1 protein-coding gene is annotated in these 615 nt (G+C 69.1%); it reads right to left on the minus strand.

Going from position 1 to position 615, the window contains the following annotated elements; all coding sequences use genetic code 11:
* The coding region (locus tag MJ604_RS23640; protein ID WP_279236573.1) for a sigma-70 family RNA polymerase sigma factor at positions 1-606 on the minus strand (606 nt) is incomplete at its 3' end.
* Positions 607-615: the final 9 nt, after the last annotated feature.

Raw genomic sequence — 615 nt, forward strand, 5'->3', positions numbered from 1 at the left:
GTTGAGGGCGTCGCGCAGGAGGACCAGCGCCTCGGCACGCAGCTGGGAGATCCGGGACTCGGTGACCCCGAGCGTCTCGGCGATCTCGGCCATCGGCCGCTCGGCCAAGAAGTACTGCTCGACCACGATCCGCAGCCGCTCCGGCAGCTCCGCGATCGCCTCCACGAGATAGGTCAGCTGCTCGCGGTGCTCGATCACCGCGAGCGGGTTCGGAGAGCTGCTCACCAGCCGCTCCCCGATCGCGTCGTCCTCCGAGGCGTGCAACGACAGGACCTGAGCACGAGCCACGTCATCATCGTTCGCCGCAACCTCACCGACCGTGATCCCCGCAGCCTGCGCGACCTCGACCGACGTCGCGGCACGACCCAACACGTTGGCCAGGTTCGCGCGAGTGGCATCCAGCTCACGAGAACGACGACGCACCGAGCGCGAGGCCCAGTCGATGCTGCGCAGCTCGTCCACGATCGCCCCCCGGATCCGGGTCGCGGCGTACCGGTTGAACGGCACCCCCCGCTCAGCGTCGAACGCCGTCGCAGCCATCACCAGCGCCGTGAAACCCGCCGACGTCAGGTCATCACGATCCACGTGCGACGGAACACGCGCCATCGTCTCCCG

The organism is Nocardioides sp. SR21, from assembly GCF_022761125.1.
Classification (GTDB): Bacteria; Actinomycetota; Actinomycetes; order Propionibacteriales; family Nocardioidaceae; genus Nocardioides.